Raw genomic sequence first — 21,172 nt, 5'->3', positions numbered from 1 at the left:
AAAAAAATGAATCGAATATGCGTTTATTCAGGCTCTAATTTGGGAAACAACCCGGCATACAAAAATACGGCATCACAGCTTGGAGAAATACTGGCACATAAAAAAATTGAATTGGTTTATGGCGGTTCTAAAATAGGTCTGATGGGGGAAGTAGCGAATCAGGTACTTAAAAATAATGGCAGGGTGATCGGTGTAATGCCGAAAGATCTTTTTCCTAAAGAAATTGCCAATGCAAATCTGACTCAATTTATTGAAGTTGCAGATATGCACGAGAGAAAGAAAACAATGGCAGACTTGTCTGATGGTTTTATTGCATTGCCCGGAGGTGTTGGAACATACGAAGAACTCTTAGAAGCACTTAGCTGGGCACAGCTAAAGATTCACAAGAAACCAGTAGGTATTTTAAATGTGGCACATTTCTTCGATCCTCTCATTGAAATGATTCATAGAGCAATAGAGGAAGGCTTTATGAACCCCTCGAATGAAAAGCTTCTTCTGATAGACAGTGACCCTGATAATCTTTTAGAGAAAATGATGGCATACACTCCACCAGAGCTGGGTGTAAAATGGCTTGATTTGCAAAAAAACTCTAATTTATAAATGATATTTGACGTAGTTCACTCTTTTTACCATCACTTTTGACAGATCGTATGTAAAACTACTAATCCATTTTTAGTAAATAGAATCCCATTGTGGGGTTTGAAGATTTTCTAGCCGAACATAGTGATAACTCTATCATTAAAAGGTATCTTAATTGAAACTAGTACTGAATGTTTATCCGCTTTATTGACTGCCATCTTGTTTTGCCATATAATCTTGACACTATCCCGAAAATTTCAAGATGAAATACCATAGATTTGACAGTAGAAGAATACCCGTCATTGCAAGTAAACCATGACGGGTATTTTTTATTTCTATGGAGAGAGCAGAGACTCAATTCCATTGCTCAGACAACAGGAACTCACGAATATTCATATGCTTCAATCCGTCCCTGCTCATATCGAATTCATCATAAGACACAACGTACTTGGGGAAATTATCCCTGACCGTATCATATGCGCAAAATTCACGCTGGATGGTTTCCTCGGATGCCAGCAGATAAGCTACCTGAACGTAGAGCTTTTGCGTTTGCTTTTCAGCAATAAAATCAATCTTTTTTTCTCCTGCTTTTCCAACGGTAACCTTATACCCTCGACGCAGGAGTTCCATATACACGATGTTCTCAAAAATGAGGTTGATGTCCTTCATATTTCCACCAAAAACAGCCTCTCTGATTCCGTGGTCGGCAATATAGTATTTTTCATTGACGGTGAGAATCTTCTTGCCCTGCAAGTCCTGTCTGCGGACACGATAAAATAGAAAGGCGTCCTCGCAGGCCTTGATGTAGTTGAGGATAGTCTCCGGTGCAACAGTGCGTCCCTCACTTTTAAGATATTTTGAAATCGCCGTAGCGGAGAAAGTAGTTCCGAGGTTTGCTGTAATGTATGCGATGATACGCTCTAGCAGGTCAACATCACGGATGCTGTTGCGTTTTACGATATCTTTCAGCACAATGGAATTATAGAGGTCTTGCAGATATTGACGGCTTGGCTGTTCGGCATAGCGGAGGTTACTCAAGTACGGCATCCCGCCATCGGTAAGGTATTGGGTAAACATTGCCCTCAAATCAAAATCAGGAAAAACGGTATGATACAGCTCCGAGAACTCTCTAAAGGAAAAGGGATAAATTACAAATTCTACATATCTCCCGGCAAGGTATGTGGCCAGCTCGCCCGAAAGCAGTTTGGCGTTTGAGCCGGTGATATAGATATCACAATTAAATTCTACCCGAAAGGAATTGATGCACTTTTCCCAGCCAGCGACTTCCTGAATTTCATCAAAAAAAAGATATGACTTCCCGTCTATACCATTTATTCGCCGAGTGACCTCCTCATGCAGTGCCTCGGCAAAACAAAGGTGTGCGTTGCTCATATTTTCAAAGTTAAAAGAAATAAACTGATCTTCATTCACACCGGAGGCGACCAGCTCTTCCTTGATCAAATCCAGCATAACGGACTTTCCGCTGCGGCGGATACCGGTTAAAACTTTAACAAGCTCATTTCCGATAAAAGGACGTATGCGGCTCATATATAACTCTCGATTAATCATAGAAGAAAGACCTCCTTTGCCATAATTGATATTTATGTTATCGCAGATATGGATTGATTTCAAGTTATAAATAATATATTAGAAAGTTATAACTTATAAAAACTATACTTCCCTAAAATTCAACATCTTAAACCCAACTTAAATAGTCAGAGAGAAGAAGTGCAGAGTGCGCTTTCATTCTCCTGCTTTTTTTCATAAAACGGTAGCATGGTGTTGTGCTTGAAGGAGCACCGACAAACGTGCATTGGCTCAATGTCATAAGGGGTATCAACGTTTATTGTCAGATGGCAAAGTCTGCATCAGCGCAAAAAAATGTTCATGATTTCAGGTGTGAAAGTAATCATACCATACTTCTAATGTATCGGGTTGAAACACGTTTAAATGCTTAATGATTTGCTTTGTCCACAGCAAACCTCCGGTAGAACCGGCGGTAATGAGATTATTATCTGCGACAGACGAATCGTCAATATAAAAACGTTGCCCCTTATAACCAGGTGAAACCATTTCAAGAAATCCAGTTCCATTACTGGTATGCGGACGGTTGTCCAAAATGCCTGCATTGGCAAGTGCAGCAGTGGCACCGCAGATTGCACCCACCAATGCACCAGCAGAAAGGAACTCCCTCGCTTTTTCGATGATAGCTCCATGATTAGGGTTGTTCCAGGTATTTGCACCCGGCAGTAGCAATGCACTTGTTTCATTCACAACCATATCATCAATCAAGCAATCCGGCACAACAGTCAATCCGCCCATTGTACGGATTGGATCCTTAGAGCAGCTAACCGTTTTAAGAGATATGTCCGGTGCGACCTTTTTGAAAAAACGACCGGAATTCAGCTCCGAAGTAACATATCCCAATTCCCAGTCGGCTAAAGTATCAAGAATGTAAACATAGATTGTAATCATAAATTTCCTCCACTCAATGTGTCATGTTGTTTTGTTTGCTTTTTTATTGTATCATGGGATTGGTGAACGAATTTTTCAAAAAAATCTCAAATATTTTTCATTTACCCATTGACTCTAACACCGTGTCGCACTTTATACTTTTTTTGAAGGGAGGTGAAACAATGGAATTGCAGACAATCAATCAAGTGTCAAAAGACTTTGGAATATCTGCTCGTATGCTCAGATATTATGAGCAAGTTGGGCTTATTCAGAGTTCACGAAAGGAAAATTACGCATATCGCGTGTACGACGAAATCGCTCTGCAACGACTTCAACAAATCATTATTCTACGTAAGCTGCGTGTTTCTATGAAGCAAATAAGCATAATCCTTTCCAACCCAAAAGCAACGGAAGCCATTGAGATATTTAGGCAGAACATCAGTGAGCTTGATGACGAGATAAATGCACTCTCTATAATAAAAAATATTCTTATTAGCCTTGCCGATGAATTACAAAGACAAGCCCATGTCCATTTGGAAATCGGCACGCTGATGGATTCATCTGTGCTGTCTATTGTCAATTCACTTTCTCTATCGAAAAATTATATAAAGGAGAGCGCAACAATGGATGAATTAAAACAAGCGGATGAAAAATTGAATAGGCTCACCGATAGGGATGTGAGGATTGTATACCTACCACCGGCAACAGTGGCATCGGCACACGTCATTGGCGGCAATGCGCCGGAACTGGAAACAGATGAAATTCTTGAGAAGTATATTTCAGAAACCAATCTGTTCCAAATTAAACCTGATTTAAGGCATTACGGATTTAACAGTCCCAACGGTTCAAATAACGGTATGCCTGCTGACGATCATGGTTATGAACGCTGGGTCACGATCCCTGACAATATGGATGTTTCTGCGCCGTTGACAAAAAAGCACTTTTCCGGCGGGCTTTATGCTGCGCATGGTATCATGTTGGGTGAATGGGATAGATGGAACCTATTATGGCAATGGATTGAAAATAACAATAGGTTTGATTTCAATTTAGATAAAACAGCCGATATGGATGGCATGATGGAAGAACACCTTAATCCGCAGAATTATTTCAAATGGCGGAAAATGCCTGATGCTTATAAAGCTCCGTCTGCTATATTGCAAATTGATTTACTAATCCCCATCAAGGAAAAGGAAACGAAATAAGTGTAAACGGCTACTTGGTGAGTAGCCGTTTTGCTTAATATTATAAGGTTTTCTCGATGTACGGCGTCATTAGTCTTTACTTGAAATTTTGTTACAACTAATTAGATATATAGTGGTCAATGCCCTTGCAAAAGTCAAGAGCTTTATTCCACCCGATAAAGCGAAAGACATAGAATTTAAAGTAAATCAGATCGATATAGATCTTAATCCCTGGCTGGGGAACAGAACGATAGGACCGTATTTGGAAATAAATGTGAATGCTTAGAGCCTTCTAATATACGCACGGATATGAAACGCAGAATACAAGAGATTGCTATGCTGTACGAAAACTAAAATATAATATTATAGCAAAAGAAAACAGGGCTTCTGGTCTATTAAAAATTGTCAACTTACAGCGAATAGGTGGTTTCTATGTGTCAAGAAACATCATTGAAAAACCTCGTCAGTGGGCGGTGATGATGGTGTAGCTGTAGGCATTTACAGTAATTTTGCAGGTGTCCACGGTGATATACCAGTTCTTGCCCTTTCTTGTGATGCTGGCATTTGATGCTTTGATCTTTTCTCTGCACCAGTCGACCACATCATCTGTGTCCAAATGTAGATTCTTCCGAATACGCTCGGCTCCCAAATCCGTGGTATGCAGATGATCCAAGTTTGAAAGCAGCAGATCAGAATTGCAGTTATTATCAGATAACGATTGTTGTTCAGCGAATGGCTTTATTTTAGACAGTGCCTCGGTAATCAATGCTTTTGAAATATACATTGTTTTTAATCTGTTTTTCAGAAGCGTATGCTGTGACTTTCCCTCCGGGAACTTTTTCTGCGCAATTTCACATTTATGAATGATGGAATTGATGGCACGGAGTGCTTCGGTTAATTCTTCAGGCTTATAATTTTCCATAGTATTTCCCCCACAGCTTAGTATGAATTTATTTTACTATAAGAATTAGAGAAAAGAAAGGGGTTTCCATATGCCATGGCTGCGTAAACTTATCTTCAGATTTGTGATTTCTATGCTTGCTACGGCAAATATACTATAATTTACATTATATTCTTTTTGAAAGGTGGTTAAAATGAGGCGTTGCATTGTAATTACTGGGATAGTCTATGAAACATTAGTATAAAACGATAGGAGAAAAGTTATGACTATTCCAGATAGTAAAAAAATTTATCCGAGAAAAAATGATTCTCAAACCATATATTTGAAAAATGTGATTGATAATCCCAACATTCAAATCGGTGAGTATACGATCTATAATGATTTTTATAATGACCCAAGGAATTTTCAAAGAAGGAATGTGCTATACCATTATCCAATTAACGAAGACAGGTTGGTTGTAGGCAGATTTTGTTCCATTGCGTGTGGTGCAAAATTTATATTCACCAGTGCTAACCATGCACAGAAGTCACTGTCCACTTATACGTTTCCTCTGTTTTATGAGGAATGGGGGTTAGATAAAAAAGATATTGCAGCCGCATGGGACAATAAAGGCGACATTACGATTGGTAATGACGTTTGGATTGGATATGAAGCTATTATTATGTCGGGAGTAACCATAGGAGATGGAGCGATTATCGGTACTCGTGCCGTAGTGACAAAGGATGTTCCATCCTATACTGTAGTAGGTGGGATACCAGCAAAAACCATAAAGAAAAGATTTAGCAATGAAATAATCGCTGAATTACTTTTACTTAGGTGGTGGGACTGGTCTTTAGAGAAACTATCTCATGGTTTACCACATATACAAGCAGGGAATATTGAAGAATTAAAAAAGATATAGAAAAGAGAAAGACGCAAGGAACAGAGAAATTATCAGGAAATTTTATAGTATGATTTCTTTTGAACAACTTGCAGAGGAGTATTTTCTTTCAGAGTATGCCATAAGAAAAAAAATTTATTATTATTAAAATAAGTGAGGGGCTGCTGTCAGATGCAGCCCCTTATTTTATATACAGAACGGTATCAAACTGTATCGTATATTGAAGCAGGAACGTATCAGCCTGGCAAAGAGCCTGTTTACGGTATACTAAAGGAAGATGGGAACGCAAAATTCGCAGTGTCCTTTTTCAACAAGTACAATTTGGTAGCGTTCCAATATGGGGCGGCTTTCATCAATCTGTTTGTCCTCTTTTTGCAGTGCTTCACCAATAGAGTCCCAGAAGCGTCCGACTTCTTCTGCGGTGTGCGGAATTTCAAAAACAAGGTATGCCCCTGACGGCAATTCTCCGTGATGGACAGCAGTATCATTAAATGAGCTGTCGGTAACAAAGCAAACATCATATCTGCATTGTTCTGGCGGTGTAGTCGCAGCGTTGTCTTGGGCGATCCCGTACACAGCGCTGTTTTCATTCCAAAGATTATGACTGTGTATCCATTCTTTCATATTTTGCATGAGCTTATAATTCTGCTCACCATATGCGCCGGTACGGCGCATATACACTATTTTACTGGCATGGATATGTTCAACATGAATGTTCAATTTATATCGTCCTTTCGTGTGGGATAGCTCAAGACTAACAGCTTATAAAAATTTTTTCAATAAGTAATTAAAATGTTTTTCAAGAGGTGTTAATTTGGCTTATGCAACCGTTCCAAAAGATTTAACAAAAATAAAAAGAAGAGCCTTAAAACATTTCGTTTCAAGGCTGGGTTTTCTAGCGGAGACGGTGGGATTCGACCCCACGTGGAATTGCTCCCAAAACAATTTCGGGTTATTTGCGGACAAGTTTCAATGAGAATATTAAAGCAACTTTAACATACCATATAACCAAGAAAAACCCGCATGAAACTCATCAAACGAGAGACTTTCTGGAATATCTACAAAACCCTGTATTTCAATTTCTTTTTTATTGTAACTGCCACCTTATAACCAGTGTTCAGGATTCAACGCCATGTTGCGTAAGGCTTCTACGAATCTCCCTACATGATAACCGTCGCAAACGGTATGGTGGCACTGGATAGCAAGAGGCATCAATGTTTTGTCGTCCTGCTTTTTGTATCTTCCAATGGTGATTATGGGTAGCAGATAGCTGCCATCGGAAAAAACATTTATGTTGAACGCTGTGAAATCCAGCCACGGTACACTGGATATATTAAAAACATTCCGGGGAGTGTCCTTTTGCGGAAAAAGTTCTCCATTGACATACTGTTTCGAATCCCGCAAATATGCCTGATAGAATTTTTCAAAGTATGTATCATACTTTGTCCACACCGCTGAGAATGTTTGGGTGTCAGAGTTCAAAACTGTATACATGGGATACGTCGTATCCCAATATCCTAAATGCCCATCTTCATTGGTTGTCATGCGAAACTCTGGAAAATGATTCACAATGGTGGAGAGCATATAGATTTGTGCGGGGTAAGATTTTAGCCCTCGTTCCTTTAATCGTGTGAGCAGATTGGAAATATCAATATCCACAGTCACGCTAAAGGAGCACCGCACATTGTTTTTATATTGCTCGTAGTGAGTTTTTCTGGTCCATTGTTCCATTGGTATTTCAATAAAGTTCATAATTATTAGTCTCCTAAAGTTTTGAATATGATTTTAGGAGGCGACATTGTTCGTTTTTACCATAGTAGCACCACTTGAATTTAAGTTTTGGGTTATACCCTTTTTAAGCAATTTAATGACTATTTTGTTCCCATTGAATCGTATTTGACAAGGCATCATCCAGAGAATCTGTTTCTTTGTACCCCAGTAATGTCCTTATTTTATCAGTATCCATAATAAAATCTTGTTTCAGATTCCGTAAGCACCCATTGGTCGGCTAAATTATATATCTAGCCGACGTTACTCTTTGTAACAGCTAAAGCAATGCCATGAGCTATATACTTTTTATCTTATAACAAGTATACCTCAACCTTGTACCAAAGTGAACTATTTATACTAAGCCATCACGGAAGTAGCGGCTTTTCCTATATCAAAAATCAAAACAGATAAGAAGAAACGCTGATGGTAAGAAATAGATAATTGCGCCAGACATCATCAACTTTAATACGGATTACTATATTTGCTGCAACACCCGTTAGTGCGTTCAGACGATCCGTGAGTGCTAGACATAGTAGTTATAGATAAAGAATAATTGACTACAGAAGAGTGGAATGAAAGTAGATGTCCTCAATTTATTCAAGTATAAATGTCAAATGTTCTTGACATTAGAGCTGGCTGTGCTATACTATAAATGTAAAATATGTTTGACATTTATCGAGGAGATTAACTATGAAAAAATTCTTGCTTAGTACTTTTATTTATTCAGCATTGATTGTAGCTGTAGGCAAACTACTAATTTAAAGGAGGCATATCTATGAGAAAGATGAACGAAATGGAATTGTCTGTTGCTTTACGAGCAATGAAATGGGCGTGGTTTTATACTGTCTTGTTTCTATTTGTATGGACCGTATATGGGTATATTAAGCATGAAGATTTTAATTCGCCCGCATTCTTTTTGCTTATTACACAAAACCTGATTTACCTGGTAATCAGCAAATTTCTTAAATGGAAACTGAATGAAAATGAGAAATAAAATCAAGGAACTGCGTAAACAGACTGGTTTAAGACAAGAGGACATGGCAAAAGAATTGGGCGTTACACGTCAGACCATTAATGCAATTGAGAACAATAAGTATAATCCAACTCTTGAACTGGCTATGAAGCTTGCAAAATTATTAAAAACGCCTGTTGAAGAAATCTTCGAATTAGACAATTGATAAAAAATGGCGGGATTTATTTCCCGTCGTTTTTTCATGTTGTGTATACGACTCTAAGCGCTCTTCTGAGACGCCAAGGTAACAAAGAAAAATCCGCACAGAACGCATTCCTGTGCGGGCTTATGGAATAACAGTGCAAAAAAGATTTTTGGTTTCAAATGCAGATTATACTTATAAGGTGAGGGTGGGATAGAATCGGTAATAATTGAAATCATACCGCTTACCCTCTACATGCACCAACAATGTTCTTTCATCAATAAAACGATAACCGCAACGCTCTAAAACTTTCTGCGATTTAATATTATCCACTCCAGCCGTTCCAATCAAATATGGAATTGTATAATTTTCAAAAACCCACTTTGTCACAGCATTTACGGCTTCAGTCGCATATCCATACCCTCTGTGCTCCGGCAGTAATTCGTAAAATATCTCAGGCTCATTTAAATCATCATGTTTCCCAGCTCCAACTGTTCCCAACAATTCACCTGTTATCTTATCAAAGATACCAAGAGAAATTAAGTCGTTTACAATATCCATATTTACGTACTGAGCAATCAGCCAGTTAAAAAACGCTTTTGCATCACCCATACAAGTCCGTTGGATTTCGTTTAGCGTTCTTTCAAATTCAGGAAAATCTGAATCAGTCAAGCTACGGATGATTAATCTCTTCGTTAATACCTCCATATACCTTCTCCTTCGCCTAATAAAAATTCTCTACTTCACAGATTGCTGTTTATCTAAATTAATTAGTTCAGAAAGTCTGCACTTATCGTATCATACTTTTCGATATATAAAAAGACATAACCTTGGTGTTAGGATCAATTAAAAATAATAACAGTAAGTAATTATACATGACATATAATTGAGCAAAATAACTCACAATTAGCCTTTCATATTTCGGGCAAAAGAAATATAATAGAAATATTGGAGAAACGAAAATGGATTATATAACAACAAAAGAAGCCACTGCCGCAAGGGATATTACCGATAGAGTGGTACTCTATCATGGTACGTCCGGTCGGATTGACGGAGCTATAAAAATGGGCAACACGTGGCGAATCACTAAAAGCGCCGTTAAGCCACAAGATAAACGATATGGGAGGAAAACCAATGGCGGCTAAAGTTTTAATCATAGATGATGATAAAGAATTGTGCGCTTTAATCAAGCAAAGCGTTTTACAGGAAGATATAGAGGCGACTTGCTGTTATTCCGGCAAGTCTGGTTTGGAAAAACTAAAAGAGAATATCTATCAGCTTATTATATTGGACGTGATGATGCCCGGTATCGACGGTTTTGAAACCTTAGAGCAGATTAGAAAAATAAGCGATATTCCTATTCTTATGCTCACTTCCAAAAACGATAGCGCATCAAAGGTGCGGGGATTGCGGACGGGAGCTGACGATTATTTGACAAAACCCTTTGATATGGACGAGCTAATCGCTCGTGTGCTGTCTTTAATCAGACGGTTTACCCGCTTTAATCAAGACGGCAGACAATTACAGCAGCTTATTTATGAGGGGCTAACCATAGACATAGATAGTCACGCCATTACGACGGAGCTTGGTACATTTGAGCTGCCGCCAAAAGAATTTGATTTATTGCTTTATTGTGCGAAAAATCAAGGGAAAATACTAACAAAGAAAATGATTTATGAAGAAGTATGGGGCGAAGAATATGTTTATGATAATAGCAATATTATGGCGATTATCAGCCGTTTACGGAAGAAATTAGAAAGCAATCCCGGTAATCCTAAGTTTCTGCAAACCGTAAAGGGAATCGGCTACCGCTTTAGCAAGGAGGTCTGATTATGTCTTTACAGCTTGTTTTGTCTCTCACTTTGGGGGGAGTTTCGGTTATTTCCTTATGGTATGCAATCCATACTAGATCCCACATAAAAAAACAAATATCGGAAATGCAGGAAATATTAGAGGACGTAAAAAGAGGAAACGGAAACAGGCGTATTTTGGCTGAAACAGGGGAACTGCTTGCCTCTCTTGCCTATGAATTGAACGATATCATTGGGTCCTACGAAAAGCAACTATCTGTATTTCATCAGATGGAAGAAACAAATAAGCAACTTATGACAGGTCTTTCCCATGATGTACGAACACCTTTAACTACGTTGCTTGGGTATTTAGACGCAGCTTGCAAAGGGATTGTAACAGGTACGGAAAAAGAAAATTATATAAAAACTGCACAGCGCAAAGCCCATGATTTGAAAGATTATATTGATACGCTTTTCGATTGGTTCAAACTCAATTCTAATGATTTTTCTATGCAAATGGAGAAAATAGAAATCGCAGAACTGACAAGGAATGTTATCATTGATTGGATTCCGATATTAGAGGAAACGGGCATTGAATATGAATTTGAAATTCCCGAATATCCTGTTTCGGCAAATATAAATTTAGAGGGTTATACCCGTGTTCTTAATAACTTGATACAAAATGTAATTGCACACAGCAGCGCAAGCCGAATTACCCTTACGGTTATGTCTGATACACCAAATATCACGATAGCCCTAGCGGACAACGGGATCGGAATTGATAAAGAAGATTTGCGACATATCTTTGACAGGCTTTATAAAGTCGATAGAGGGCGCACCGAAAAAGGCAGTGGTCTTGGTCTATCCATAGCAAGGCAGCTTGTGGAACAAATGGGGGGCAGTATTACCGCTGAAAGTGAGCCGGGAGAAGGTACGATATTTTCAATTAAATTTTCTTCGGTACAATAGAATATCGTTCTTTCTTTAGCTCCTTGCTCTTTGCAAGGAGTTATCTTTTATTGCAAGGTTCATGCAAGGTTGCGGCAAGGTTCATGCAAGGTTGGCATGATAAAATGTGTATTAGAAAACAAAGGAGGTTGTTTCATTGAACAGTTATATTATTGAAACCAAAAATCTTACAAAGGAATATGGCACTCAAAAGAGTGTTGTAAACTTAAATATTCATGTGCAGAAAGGGCGCATTTATGGATTGTTAGGACGCAACGGTGCAGGAAAAACAACGACTATGAAAATGCTTCTTGGTCTAATTGCTCCCACTTCCGGCGAAGCAAAATTATTCGGCAGGAATATTCAAACGGACGCAAAGAAAATACTTCCCCGTGTAGGCTGTCTGATAGAAGCCCCTGGTTTCTATCCTAACCTTACAGGTACGGAAAATTTGAAGATTTTTGCCCGTTTGCGTGGTGTTCCAAATCGCAATGCAGTAAAACATGCATTGGAAATCGTCGGACTTTCCTATGGTGATAAAAAGCTGTATTCCGAGTATTCCCTTGGTATGAAACAGCGGTTAGCGATTGCTCTATCCATCATGCACGACCCGGAACTATTGATTTTGGACGAGCCTATCAATGGACTTGACCCTATCGGAATTGCGGAGGTACGTAAGTTTATCCGCAACCTTAGTACAGAACGGGGAAAAACCATTATTATATCAAGTCATATTTTGTCGGAAATCTCTCTATTGGCAGACGACATAGGGATTATTGATCACGGTGTTCTTTTGGAAGAAGAAAGTTTAGAAAAATTAGAGAGCAGAAACAGCAGGTATATTCACTTTTCCGTTTCCGATACCGCACAGGCTGCCCGGTTACTTGAAAGCAAATTCCACTTGAATCATTTCAAGATTGTAGATAGTCATAATATTATGCTTTATGATATTGACGTGCCTGTTGCGGATATAAACCGTACATTCTTCCAAAATGGGCTTGATATTACAGAAGTACACCTTTGTCAAGATACTTTGGAGGACTACTTCAAAAAGGTAACGGGGGGTGTGGGGATTGCTTAAGCTGATTCGCTGCGAATTTCAAAAATTGAAGCGGAAGAAATTCATACAGCTTACATTGGCAGCAGCTTTTCTGTTTCCAATTCCGCTTACCATTTTAATGGCAAAGGATAAAATGGCATTTGACCAGTTATTTCGAGCCAATATGCTTATGGGCGACTTGCTCCTTTTGCCCGGTGTATTAGGTGTTGTCGCTTCTATGCTTTTTTTTATGGAGAGGGATAATGATACCTTGAAAAATCTACTCACAATTCCTGTGTCAAAGACAAAAATATTACTTGCAAAACTATCCGTTCTACTAATCCTTTCGGTGTTATATTCCGTTGCAGGATTGGGGGCTACTCTGATTGGCGGTGTGATTGTAGGAAATGTGGAGGGGGTTCTCTATCGTCTGCTTATTAGTTTGCTTATTGGTATCTTTGTGCTGATTGCAACACTCCCTGTCATTGTAGTTATTGTGGCGAAAAACAAAAGTTATATATTTTCCGTTATCATTTCTTTCGCCTATGCTATCGTTGGTTTTGCTATCACAATGATGTTCAGTACAAACCCCGAAGCAGTCAACTCCATAGCGTCAATACTGCCTATTCCTATCATAATAAAATGGTATTTAGGTATTATTCCCGTAGAAGAAGCCTTATCTTACGTTCTCCCATATACCATTACAACACCGCTATGTTTTGGGATAATGGGGGTATATGGCACTGTTTTCACAATGATTTCTTCGTTTTTCTATAAACGTACAGAGTATTAAGGGGGTGGAACAACATGATGAATATTCTAATTGGAGAATTTGAAAAGCTGAAACGGTACAGTATTCTTTGGATTGGGGTAGTAACCGTATTCTTTTCCGCGGTTGTGGCGGCATTTCAAACGGGTACTTTTGACGCTCCAATGTATCAGCTTTTTTACAATAACGTTATATGGAATAATTTTAGTTTAGTGTTTCCCTTTATGATTGTATTGATTGGTGGTTTTCTAATTGACCGGGAATACACAGACAATACGCTTAAAACTATATTGACCGTACCAATTTCCTTTCGGAAAATGCTTGTTGGAAAACTAATTGTTACGGGTATTCTTACCATTTTATTTGCAGTTTTTAGTTTTGTATGTACTGTTATTTTATCGGTAACTGCACTACATGTTACAGACATTACGCCTAGGCTGCTTTGGGTGTCACTTTATCAAATTGTGGGGATAGGTTTCTTCAATTTCTTAGCTGTTGCCCCTGTAATTGCTTGGTTTGCCCGGAAACGCAATGGGTTCTTTACGGGTGTTGGGTTTGCATTTTTCTATGGGTTCTGTGGCATTTTTGTCGCAGGAAGAAGATTGACGGATTTTTACCCTGTTACGGCTGGACTTGGAATTATTCAGTACACAGGACAAGAGAGTATGACATACAATCCGATTGTCGGGGCTTCCATTTTGTTTTGTGTGGTAGCTTTGACAATGCTTATTGTTGCGTTTACTCCACCATATGACAAGGTAATGGCTGTTCCAGAAAAGAAATCGAAAAAGCCACCCACAAAAGGAAAAGAGAACGTGATTTGCGACTTCACATCATGGTAAGCTAAGACGAATTAGCGACAATACGGGAGCGTATGGCAGAAGTGAATAGCCAAAATCAGAGTGCTTTTATTTGCAAGAGAAAATTTTCAAAATGTGCAAGTGTGTGTGCACTTGCCCTGCTTGCCGGTTTGCGGCAAGCCTATTTTCATCATATTACAATTGATAATTGAATAACGTAATGCTATAATTTCTTTAATAAAAAAGGGGTGTTTGAATGGAACGAAAAGAACTTATAAATCAAGTTATTGACTATATTATGTGGAATTTAGACGAAGAATTAACTCTTGATGATATATCAAACCAATTCCATTTTTCAAAATATCATTTTAGCCGTATATTCAAAGAAGAAACCGGAGAGAGTGTTTACGCTTTTATAAAACGTTGCAAAATCGACCAGAGCGCCATAGATATGAAGTTGAACCCCAAAAAAACGATTACTGAAATAGCTTCTAATTATGGTTATACCTCTTCCAATTACAGTTCTGTATTTAGTCAACATCACAATATTTCTCCAGTAAAATTCAGACAATCCACTATGAATACAAGCCAAGAGATTCCGTTTCATGCAGGGCAAAGTGTTAAATTTAAAACATTTGAAGATTATAATGCTTGCATTCGTATAGAAAAAATGGATGATTTTTTCGTTCTTTACGAACGACACATTGGCAACTATATTGAATTGGCACAAAATTGGCGTAAGTTTTTGGATAAAAACAAATCCCACTTCAAAGAAAAAACACTTTTACTTGAACGATTTTATCATGATCCATCCATCACGGATTTATCACAGTGCATATATGACATATGCATGACTATTGATCCAAGCGCAGACATGGACAATGTGACGAAAATTGAAGGTGGTAAATGGGCAGTGTATCATTATTCAGGGCATATAAAAGATATCTTTGAAGCGTTGCAGGGAGTTTTTAGTATTTGGGTTCCTAAAAGTAATTATGAAATGGTTAAACGATATGGAATAAACGTGTACCATCACATTGACTGGGACAACAGCTATGTTGTTATGAGTTTGTGCATACCTATACGATAAGAGCAAGAATTCAGAAGCATTATAAGAGACTTTTTTCTAAAATAAGAATTATCTTAGTTAGATAATTCAATTGAAGAAAGTCTCTTTTTTATGTAGTAAATTAGAAGCAACCAGCTTTTACGCTTGGAAAACATCATGCAATTTTAGCAATAAAGAAAGGAGGGCTTGGTATGAGAGGATTTAGTGAAATTCCACCTGTTTTTTCTTTGTAATATGAGACTTTCGAGAAAGGAAAGAATAGTGAAAAAAATTGTTTGGGATATTCAATGTGTTTCTCCGCCGCCAGCGGTTTATCATTGTAAAAAGTGTGGAAAAAAAACCGAATATGTAAGCTCTGGACAATTTCGTGTGAATGCGCAAAAAAAATCTTTGGACATTTGGTTGATTTATAAGTGTGCAACATGTGATAGTACTTGGAATGTAAGCATTTATTCCCGTGTCAATCCCAATAGCATAAGTAGAGAATTATTAGAACGTTTTCATTTAAATGACGCGGTACTTGCTGAGGATTATGCAATGGACAATGAACTTCTCAGGGGGAATGGCGCAGAGGTCGAATCTCCTACCTACAAAATTATAGGTGAAGATTTCAAAGTAACGGAACCAGTGGAATTACAAATAAGGAGCGACTATTATTTTCCAGTAAAAGTGTCTGTAATTTTAAAAAGTAAATTACAGTTGTCTCAAAACGAACTTCTTAGTTTGATTGAACATGAAAAAGTTTCAACCATTTCAAAACAAAAGTTACGAAAACTTAGGCTTAATAAGGAGATTACCCTTTTATTTAATATTCCAGACACATTAAACTATGGAGAGGAAACTATACAGTTATGCCAAAAATGAAAACCCATAGTGGTTTAAAAAAGCGGGTGAAGCTCACCAAGAGCGGAAAGATAAAACGGGCACATGCAAACCAACACAATGCTTCTGGAAAGACGAATCGACAAAAAAGAAGATTGCATACGGCAGCCTATGTGGATAATTCGAATATTTCGGCGGTAAAGAAGATGCTTCCGTATTTATAAAATGAATTTCTAAACAGCACATTACCGAAAACGTCTGTCTGAAAAGATGGGCGTTTCTCTTATGGTTCGCTCGCATGGGCGTATATCTGATGGGTGCAAGACCCTAACATTTAGTTGTTTTTTGAGTCCTGCCCATGATTTGTAATGAGCCATAAATTATTTTTCCTCAGATTAATCTAAAACTTGTTTTCCTTTTGTTCCATCGGAATTGATATAGAATCCGTCAACGATTTCGTTCATTCCACCGCCAAATGACCAGTTATTGCCTCTATAAAGGCAATAAATTTATCATAAAACTCATCAAGTGAGAGGCTTTTAGGAATTTCTACACAACCTTGTATTTCAATTTCTTTACGCATAGTCATCCCCCCCTTAACTGTTTCACTTGCTCGTTCACACAGTTCTTTTCCATTATGCAATTAGTAAGTTTTAGATCATTACGAACAACTATATTGTCATGGACGACACGATAGCCTCGCTTTAAAAAAAAGGCTTAGCAGTAATAGAGGCATGGGTGGTAAAAAGAGAAACACCATCAAGAATGGCCTGCTGCTCCAAACTATCTGTAACAGCGGTTGCAATACCTTTGTTTTGATAAGCCCTATGGACATAAAGTCTATCAAGATAACCTTTATCGTCCATATCACCGAAGCCGACAACAATACCATTTATTTCCGCAACAACTGTGTTGTGATCCAAAAAAGATTTATTCCAAGCAGATATATCTACATTTCCTGTTGCCCAAGCATCAAGCTGAGGTTTGGTATAATCTTTCGCATTTATGGAGTGTATGGTGGTGAAAAAAAGCTCTGCCAACACAACACAATCCTCCGGTTTGTATTTTCTTAATTTCATAAGGTCTCCTATGAAGCATAATAAATAACTTGTATTTTTGAATACCGTTCTTCTAATTGTGAAGATAATTATACCTCACTTCTCTATCAAAGTGAATCATTTTACTTCAAGCCGTCACGAAATGTGGCAGCTTTTGCTATACCCCAAATCCAAACCAGAAAGGAAGAAACGCCAATGGCAAGAAAAAGAAAGCCCCCATCCCCACCGCCACCGAGGAACAGGCAATCCTCTACCACTTGGGAGAAAAGGACGGCATAACTCTGCGCATCTATACCCGCCATCTTACGGCGGTGGAGGAAAAGAAAATCATTAGCAATGCCGCCAATAAAAACCGGCTGAACAAATCCAATACCATTGATTTGCAGCAGACTGTCGTGGCTGAAAGTAATCTGCAGGATGGTCATCCGTATCCTTTAAAAATGATTTACTTCCACTATGATGGGAGTGCTAAAAGAAAAATCATAATAACAAAATTAAAAGGAATGGATTAAAATTATGACATTTGAAAAGGTTTTAGAGATATTTAAATAGTATCTTTTAGAGGATATTAACTCTGCAATTTTATTTTTAGAAAAGTTGAAAGCTAAAAAAACCACCATTGACCTAATAGGTCAAAAAGGAGACTGGACTTATGAAAAGCAAACTAATGTCTTTAGAACCAGTGAAGCGTAACGCCATTTTGAATGCGGCCTTAAAGGAATTTGCATTAAAAGGATTTGATAAAGCATCCACAAATATAATTGCAAAAGATGCTGAAATATCCAAACCACTATTGTTCCATTATGTGGGTACGAAACAGGAACTTTTCCTGTGCGTATATGATTATTTTTTTAACTTGCTTGATAAAGAATATTACTTAAAATTGGACTTATTTCAACAAGATATTTTTGACAGATTAAGGCAATCATATATTCTTCAAATCAAGTTTCTAAAACTGTATCCGTGGATTTTTGAGTTTAGCAAACTTTCTGCCACAACTAACTCTGATGAATTAAATGAGGAGCTCAAAAAAAGGAGCAAGTTATCATCATGCAGTACCCAGTTATTCGACACAATGGATACAACTAAATTCCGAAAGGGATTGGATGTTGAAAAATGCAAGCAATTTATTTTATGGGCTAATATTGGATTTACAAATCAAATATTAGCTGATATTCACAATAGCTCGAATCAAGAAATAGATTATCAAACAATCCTACAAACGCTTGATGAATATTTTGATGAACTAAAAAAAGTGTTTTACACTTCAAGTAATGAATAGAGGACTGCAAAGTGCAAATGACAATAAAATCAGAAAAAGAAATAGGACTATAATTTTTGTGTTGTTACTGCTTGCAATCACAATAGTGCCTGCTTTTAATCAATGGAAAAATAAACGGAGGATAATGAATGAAATGAAAGACCCAATTATTGTAGGATTTCCTCTGAGAGGTGAATGGCTTTCGCCCAACACCCCGGGGACAAAAATCCCAAGTCACGGAACAAACCAGTTAGGAACAAGATATGCGTATGATTTTATCCAAGTGGATTGGGAAAGGTTTGGCTTTCCTGCTTATCGTGGCAGTTTAGCACAATATCTTTTGCATGGAATGCCATTGAAAGAATACTATTGTTGGGAACAGGAAGTATACTCCCCTTGCGATGGAACTGTTATTCAAGCTCAAGACGGATATGAAGAACGTGAACGAACAAATTTACGCTCCGATATGGCTAATGCTTATAAAAATGCACATTATTTCGACCCCAAAACAGATGATGTTCAATCGGTTGCAGGTAACTACATTATTATAGAATGCGGAGATAATGTGTATGCTGCATTGGTACATCTTCAAACAGCGTCTATTCAAGTTTCAGTTGGTCAAGATATAAAAAAAGGTGAGGTTATTGGCAGAGTAGGTCATTCTGGAAACTCCTTTGCTCCTCATCTGCATTTTCAACTCATGGATAGCAGTAACATAGCTACTGCAAATGGATTGCCCTGTGCTTTTGAAGAATACGAGTTGTTACAAAACGGCACTTGGAAAACGGTAATTAATGGTATTCCGACTGATAAAGACCACATAAAATACAATTAGATAATGGGGGGAGCTATGAATGAAATTCAATGGGTTTTATGTCCTATATGTGGAAATAAAACTCGTGGCTATGCAGAGCTATGGAAACAATATTCGGAACTCTTAAAACACATTGCAAAACTTGTTACACTTTGAGCGTTTAGGGAACTTCGGGCCAAGTGGCCCGAAGTAAAATAAGGAATGAGCGTCAGCGAAATGACGCAACAAAAGCCGGGTTTGGGGTAGTTTTTACCTGTTATCAGCTTCGTTAATCTGCTAATTCCATTAAGTTATTCCCTACCAGCTTAAAAACTATATTTGCCATTTCATGAGGTTTCTGCATTGCACCATTTTTAGCCCATTCAAATAATATGTTCCAAAAACCACCTGATTTAAAAGCAAGAGCATATTGAAAGGGAATCGAATTTGTTGATAAAGGTTTCCCAGTTTCAAACGAATTGTAAATCTGTGGTAAATATTCATTGTATTTGCTTAATAAAAAAGAATGCAAATGATTTTGAATTATAATTAATAAAAAATCAAGATGGTTCTCCCAAAATTCAAAATATATTTTTGAAATAGAGTAAACCGTAAGTTCAGGTGCTTTGGTAAGGTCGGAGAGATATTCTTTGTATAGATTGTCAATATAATGGTTTAATATATCTTCCTTAGAAGAGAAATGCCGATAGAATGTTCTGCGGTCAAGTTCAGCCTTCTCTGCAATTTCCTTTATAGTAATTTGGTTAAAAGCTTTTTGTTTCATTAAGCTTAACAAAGCATCTACCAGCCATTTTTGAGATTTTATGATAAGAGGATTCGTTTTTTGTGTCATATATTAGCTCCTTATAAATGTCACGTTTGTGTTTGAAATGTAGCACTTAATTCAAAACTATTGACCTTGGTTATTCACATCTATTATACTTAAAACAAACGGATGGCACAAGTGTGACATTAATCTCACATGTGACAATTATGTGCCGCACCATTAACAAGACATTGGAAATATATTCAAGACATAATAGGAGGATTTATTATGATAATAGTAATTATTAATGGAAGTCCTAGGGTTAAAGGGGCTACTGGCAAAATATTGAGTATGATGAAAGAGAATCTTATGCTTACCGATAATTCCATTCAGATTTATTTTTATAATCTGGGGGAAATAAAGCCAAGATTCTGTGATGGGTGTTTAAGTTGTTATCGAACAGGCTTTTGTCATATAAAAGAAGACGGCATAGAGGATATTAGCAAAAAAATAGAAAATAGTGACGGAGTTATTTTTGGTAGCCCTACCTATGGTAGTAATGTTTCAGGACAATTCAAAGTATTTGTAGATCGAGCTCATTTGCTGGTTGAACAGCTTTTAAAAAACAAACCCTGCATAACACTTACTACTTATGAAAATGCCGAAGGAGGCGCAGCTTTATCAATTCTAAAAAAATTAGTTAAGGTGTCTGGGGGACATATAAGCGGTTCATTAAAAATTAAGGTGGAACACAATAAGAATGAAATTGATAGTAAAACAACTCACAAATTAAAAGTAATAACAGGACAATTTTATAAAGATTTATGTAATGTAAAACACAAATTAGGAGGGGGGATATTAAATTATATAGCGTTTCATTTTATATTAAGGCCACATGCTATTAGAAATAAAGCACGATATAAAGGTATTATAGATCGATGGACAGACAAAGGATTAATTTCATAAAATACTTGGTCGACCAATAGCAAAATATTACGATTTGAATTAAACTGCCGATAATCCAACCGATTATGTAGAGGTTGGTTAAATGCGCGCTTTTAAGGGCCTTCCAATGGCATTCGTTTCCATGATTTGCGTCACAAGGCGTTACAGCCTAAAAAAGCAGAGCCGCAGAAAG

General features: G+C 37.6%; 26 protein-coding genes and 2 pseudogenes. 19 read left to right on the top strand and 9 right to left on the bottom strand.

All coding sequences use genetic code 11. The annotated features are described in order from the left end of the window. Positions 1-6: 6 nt before the first annotated feature. Complete coding sequence (locus tag FAY33_RS11470; protein WP_143321358.1) at positions 7-600, top strand: TIGR00730 family Rossman fold protein; 594 nt, start codon at positions 7-9, stop codon at positions 598-600. Positions 601-933: 333 nt separating this feature from the next. Here FAY33_RS11470 and FAY33_RS11465 read toward each other — a convergent pair whose 3' ends face one another. Then, positions 934-2,148 carry an ATP-binding protein gene (locus tag FAY33_RS11465; RefSeq protein WP_143321357.1) on the bottom strand — a complete coding sequence of 405 codons (1,215 nt, stop codon included), beginning with the start codon at positions 2,146-2,148 and terminating at the stop codon, positions 934-936. Between the two features lie 324 nt (positions 2,149-2,472). After that, a complete protein-coding gene (locus tag FAY33_RS11460; RefSeq protein WP_143321356.1) occupies positions 2,473-3,054 on the bottom strand; it encodes a type 1 glutamine amidotransferase family protein in 582 nt (193 codons plus the stop codon). A 161-nt stretch (positions 3,055-3,215) separates the two neighbouring features. Here FAY33_RS11460 and FAY33_RS11455 point away from each other — a divergent pair, with 161 nt between their 5' ends. Together FAY33_RS11455 and FAY33_RS19935 are read left to right on the top strand one after the other, a co-directional pair. Then, on the top strand, positions 3,216-4,235 hold the full coding sequence (locus FAY33_RS11455) for a MerR family transcriptional regulator (protein WP_143321355.1): 1,020 nt from the start codon (positions 3,216-3,218) through the stop codon (positions 4,233-4,235). Positions 4,236-4,332: 97 nt separating this feature from the next. Next, a pseudogene (locus tag FAY33_RS19935) lies at positions 4,333-4,485 on the top strand (YafY family transcriptional regulator); the annotation flags it as partial. A 192-nt stretch (positions 4,486-4,677) separates the two neighbouring features. Here FAY33_RS19935 and FAY33_RS19930 read toward each other — a convergent pair. Then, positions 4,678-4,956 (bottom strand): DUF3781 domain-containing protein, encoded by a 279-nt coding sequence (locus tag FAY33_RS19930; RefSeq protein ID WP_243126716.1) that lies wholly within the window; start codon positions 4,954-4,956, stop codon positions 4,678-4,680. A gap of 421 nt (positions 4,957-5,377) precedes the next feature. On the opposite strand from FAY33_RS19930, the gene FAY33_RS11440 reads away from it, so the two are divergent. After that, positions 5,378-6,016 carry a CatB-related O-acetyltransferase gene (locus FAY33_RS11440; RefSeq protein WP_143321353.1) on the top strand — a complete coding sequence of 213 codons (639 nt, stop codon included), beginning with the start codon at positions 5,378-5,380 and terminating at the stop codon, positions 6,014-6,016. A 246-nt stretch (positions 6,017-6,262) separates the two neighbouring features. Here the strand turns inward: FAY33_RS11440 and FAY33_RS11435 are convergent, their stop codons facing one another. Then, on the bottom strand, positions 6,263-6,715 hold the full coding sequence (locus tag FAY33_RS11435) for a GyrI-like domain-containing protein (RefSeq protein ID WP_143321352.1): 453 nt from the start codon (positions 6,713-6,715) through the stop codon (positions 6,263-6,265). Between the two features lie 384 nt (positions 6,716-7,099). Beyond that, positions 7,100-7,747, bottom strand: a complete 648-nt coding sequence (catA, locus tag FAY33_RS11430; RefSeq protein ID WP_143321351.1) for a type A chloramphenicol O-acetyltransferase — start codon at positions 7,745-7,747, stop codon at positions 7,100-7,102. Positions 7,748-8,540: 793 nt separating this feature from the next. On the opposite strand from catA, the gene FAY33_RS11425 reads away from it, so the two are divergent. Both FAY33_RS11425 and FAY33_RS11420 read left to right on the top strand, forming a co-directional pair. Then, positions 8,541-8,759: a hypothetical protein gene (locus FAY33_RS11425; protein WP_143321350.1), complete on the top strand. Its 219-nt coding sequence runs from the start codon at positions 8,541-8,543 to the stop codon at positions 8,757-8,759. After that, positions 8,749-8,943: a helix-turn-helix transcriptional regulator gene (locus FAY33_RS11420; RefSeq protein ID WP_143321441.1), complete on the top strand. Its 195-nt coding sequence runs from the start codon at positions 8,749-8,751 to the stop codon at positions 8,941-8,943. Before FAY33_RS11425 ends, FAY33_RS11420 begins: the two co-directional genes overlap by 11 nt. A 171-nt stretch (positions 8,944-9,114) precedes the next feature. Here the strand turns inward: FAY33_RS11420 and FAY33_RS11415 are convergent, their stop codons facing one another. Further along, on the bottom strand, positions 9,115-9,627 hold the full coding sequence (locus FAY33_RS11415) for a GNAT family N-acetyltransferase (RefSeq protein WP_143321349.1): 513 nt from the start codon (positions 9,625-9,627) through the stop codon (positions 9,115-9,117). Positions 9,628-9,881: 254 nt separating this feature from the next. Here FAY33_RS11415 and FAY33_RS11410 point away from each other — a divergent pair, with 254 nt between their 5' ends. The 9 genes from FAY33_RS11410 (at position 9,882) to rpmI (ending at position 16,380) form a co-directional block, all read left to right on the top strand. Then, entirely contained in the window at positions 9,882-10,064 is a 183-nt protein-coding gene (locus tag FAY33_RS11410; protein ID WP_143321348.1) for a DNA-binding protein, read from the top strand. Further along, positions 10,054-10,749, top strand: coding sequence for a response regulator transcription factor (locus tag FAY33_RS11405; RefSeq protein WP_143321347.1), 696 nt, complete (start codon positions 10,054-10,056; stop codon positions 10,747-10,749). The genes FAY33_RS11410 and FAY33_RS11405 overlap by 11 nt, the downstream gene beginning before the upstream one ends. 2 nt (positions 10,750-10,751) lie before the next feature. Next, positions 10,752-11,678, top strand: a complete 927-nt coding sequence (locus FAY33_RS11400; RefSeq protein ID WP_143321346.1) for a HAMP domain-containing sensor histidine kinase — start codon at positions 10,752-10,754, stop codon at positions 11,676-11,678. Positions 11,679-11,814: 136 nt separating this feature from the next. Beyond that, positions 11,815-12,738: an ABC transporter ATP-binding protein gene (locus FAY33_RS11395; protein WP_143321345.1), complete on the top strand. Its 924-nt coding sequence runs from the start codon at positions 11,815-11,817 to the stop codon at positions 12,736-12,738. After that, positions 12,731-13,489 (top strand): ABC transporter permease, encoded by a 759-nt coding sequence (locus tag FAY33_RS11390; protein WP_143321344.1) that lies wholly within the window; start codon positions 12,731-12,733, stop codon positions 13,487-13,489. Before FAY33_RS11395 ends, FAY33_RS11390 begins: the two co-directional genes overlap by 8 nt. Positions 13,490-13,503: 14 nt before the next feature. Next, entirely contained in the window at positions 13,504-14,307 is an 804-nt protein-coding gene (locus FAY33_RS11385) for an ABC transporter permease (protein ID WP_143321343.1), read from the top strand. A gap of 214 nt (positions 14,308-14,521) precedes the next feature. Then, positions 14,522-15,355: an AraC family transcriptional regulator gene (locus tag FAY33_RS11380; protein ID WP_143321342.1), complete on the top strand. Its 834-nt coding sequence runs from the start codon at positions 14,522-14,524 to the stop codon at positions 15,353-15,355. Positions 15,356-15,595: 240 nt separating this feature from the next. After that, complete coding sequence (locus FAY33_RS11375) at positions 15,596-16,198, top strand: DUF1062 domain-containing protein (RefSeq protein ID WP_143321341.1); 603 nt, start codon at positions 15,596-15,598, stop codon at positions 16,196-16,198. After that, positions 16,186-16,380, top strand: a complete 195-nt coding sequence (rpmI, locus tag FAY33_RS11370) for a 50S ribosomal protein L35 (RefSeq protein WP_143321340.1) — start codon at positions 16,186-16,188, stop codon at positions 16,378-16,380. The genes FAY33_RS11375 and rpmI overlap by 13 nt, the downstream gene beginning before the upstream one ends. A gap of 236 nt (positions 16,381-16,616) precedes the next feature. Here the strand turns inward: rpmI and FAY33_RS20075 are convergent, their stop codons facing one another. Further along, complete coding sequence (locus tag FAY33_RS20075; RefSeq protein WP_279231870.1) at positions 16,617-16,739, bottom strand: hypothetical protein; 123 nt, start codon at positions 16,737-16,739, stop codon at positions 16,617-16,619. Between the two features lie 121 nt (positions 16,740-16,860). Continuing rightward, a complete protein-coding gene (locus tag FAY33_RS11360; protein WP_347562686.1) occupies positions 16,861-17,235 on the bottom strand; it encodes a GNAT family N-acetyltransferase in 375 nt (124 codons plus the stop codon). Positions 17,236-17,435: 200 nt separating this feature from the next. On the opposite strand from FAY33_RS11360, the pseudogene FAY33_RS19925 reads away from it, so the two are divergent. From FAY33_RS19925 to FAY33_RS11345, 3 genes and pseudogenes are all read left to right on the top strand, one after another. Next, positions 17,436-17,633 (top strand): annotated as a pseudogene (locus tag FAY33_RS19925) (type VI secretion protein); the annotation flags it as partial. 233 nt (positions 17,634-17,866) lie between these two features. Continuing rightward, positions 17,867-18,496 carry a TetR/AcrR family transcriptional regulator gene (locus tag FAY33_RS11350; RefSeq protein ID WP_143321339.1) on the top strand — a complete coding sequence of 210 codons (630 nt, stop codon included), beginning with the start codon at positions 17,867-17,869 and terminating at the stop codon, positions 18,494-18,496. A gap of 124 nt (positions 18,497-18,620) precedes the next feature. After that, positions 18,621-19,310, top strand: coding sequence for a M23 family metallopeptidase (locus FAY33_RS11345; protein WP_143321338.1), 690 nt, complete (start codon positions 18,621-18,623; stop codon positions 19,308-19,310). Between the two features lie 247 nt (positions 19,311-19,557). Here FAY33_RS11345 and FAY33_RS11335 read toward each other — a convergent pair whose 3' ends face one another. Beyond that, complete coding sequence (locus FAY33_RS11335) at positions 19,558-20,121, bottom strand: TetR/AcrR family transcriptional regulator (RefSeq protein ID WP_143321336.1); 564 nt, start codon at positions 20,119-20,121, stop codon at positions 19,558-19,560. A gap of 201 nt (positions 20,122-20,322) precedes the next feature. Between FAY33_RS11335 and FAY33_RS11330 the strand changes: the two genes are divergently transcribed. Continuing rightward, a complete protein-coding gene (locus FAY33_RS11330) occupies positions 20,323-21,000 on the top strand; it encodes a flavodoxin family protein (RefSeq protein WP_143321335.1) in 678 nt (225 codons plus the stop codon). The last annotated feature ends 172 nt before the right edge of the window (positions 21,001-21,172 follow it).

This window comes from Clostridium sp. HBUAS56010 (assembly GCF_007115105.1).
Taxonomy (GTDB): Bacteria; Bacillota; Clostridia; order Lachnospirales; family Lachnospiraceae; genus Lacrimispora.
The sequence above is the reverse complement of the archived record's forward strand: the minus strand, read 5'-3'. Positions and strand labels throughout refer to the sequence as shown.